The organism is Nocardia coffeae, from assembly GCF_019890715.1.
In the GTDB taxonomy this organism is placed as follows: domain Bacteria; phylum Actinomycetota; class Actinomycetes; order Mycobacteriales; family Mycobacteriaceae; genus Nocardia; species Nocardia jiangxiensis.
This window is the reverse complement of record NZ_JAINZY010000052.1, coordinates 1-1,232: the sequence shown is the minus strand read 5'-3', so window position 1 is coordinate 1,232 and position 1,232 is coordinate 1. Positions and strand designations below refer to the sequence as shown.

The 1,232-nt window shown below is 63.8% G+C and carries 1 protein-coding gene; it reads right to left on the bottom strand.

Annotation, left to right across the window (positions count from 1 at the left end; translation table 11 throughout):
• Nucleotides 1-159: 159 nt before the first annotated feature.
• Nucleotides 160-603, bottom strand: coding sequence for a hypothetical protein (locus K7711_RS46975; protein WP_222979660.1), 444 nt, complete (start codon nt 601-603; stop codon nt 160-162).
• Nucleotides 604-1,232 lie beyond the last annotated feature (629 nt).

The window sequence follows — 1,232 nt, the reverse complement described above, 5'->3', positions numbered from 1 at the left end:
GGAAGTCGCCCATAACGGCGAATTCGCCTGCGTGCGTTACTCGGTCGTGCGCTGACGCCCCGCCATCCCATTCATGGAGTTCGTCGGTCACCGCGGTAGCCGGTTCGGCCTCGGCGGCGACTCAGCGCCGGATCGGACGGATCTGCTTCCCAGCACCCGTTACGTGGTGGTGGTGCCCGACCAGCCGAAGCTGAAGCTGTGCCCCTTCGATGTGCAACCCACCCCGCCGCGCCCGCCGCCACTGCACGTAGCGCCTGCATAGCTGATGGTCGAGCTGAACTCGCTGTTCGGGAGGGACTTCGCGTCGGAGCGGCCGTACGGTCCGAGCAGGCCGAAGGTCGGGTGCGCGGGCAGGAATGCCACATCGATGGCGAGATCGGACACGGGAACGATGCCAAGCCACTTGGCGATGCCGGGAGCGATGTCACATCCCGTCGTGCCGTCCGGCTTGATCGAGCACTGTGCGTAGCCGACGTTGAAATAGACGGTGTCGCCGATCATGTAGTCGTTCGGATTCACCGCATCAGCATGGGCGGTAGTCACACCGAGCATCGACATCGCTGCTGCGGCCGCGGCCGCACCGACGAAGGCGCGCATTCTCATTGGTTCTCCCCAGGGGTTCGGTCCGACCCGGTATCGAACATTACCTGCTGCTGACAGAGCCGGCGAGCCCCTGCGCAAGAATGAGCCAGGATTGAGGCGAACCCGCGGCGATGATTCTCGCCAAACGGCGACCGCGGCAGTGGCTTTCGCTGAGCCTGTCGGCTCGGGAAGCGATAACGCCATCCGTACGCAGGACGCCTGCGTTGCGCGCTGCAGGTGCAATTCCGTTGTATCGCTGCATATCTCGGTGGTCAGCGCCCTGCTGTCGGAGTGGGTTTCGTTTGTCCGAATCAGGCATCCGATTCTAGTGCAGTTACCTACGCATTTACCTGGGGAATCACCTGATCGCCCACGATCCTGTGTCGCAGGTTCGATTCACCGGCGGGGCACTATAAGGATGGGAATGGGGCGACCAGCGGCTTTCGTGGGGAATCTTGACGGTCGAAGCGAGTTCGGCCGTCGCCAACCGGGATCGCGGCATCGAAATTGTGGGGCGGGCAGCATGTTGCGCGCAGAAGCAGGTGTGGCGCGTCGGGATGCGCTGGAGAGGTCCCGGCGGCGCGAGTATCGGTCGCGGATCTTCCCAGTTGGGGATGCCGCGTGGGAGTGTCACACTTGGTGCGACAAGG

Excerpts from the sequence above, each read along its gene's own strand:
- K7711_RS46975 (WP_222979660.1), bottom strand. The coding sequence starts at position 603 with ATGAGAATGCGCGCCTTCGTCGGTGCGGCCGCGGCCGCAGCAGCGATG.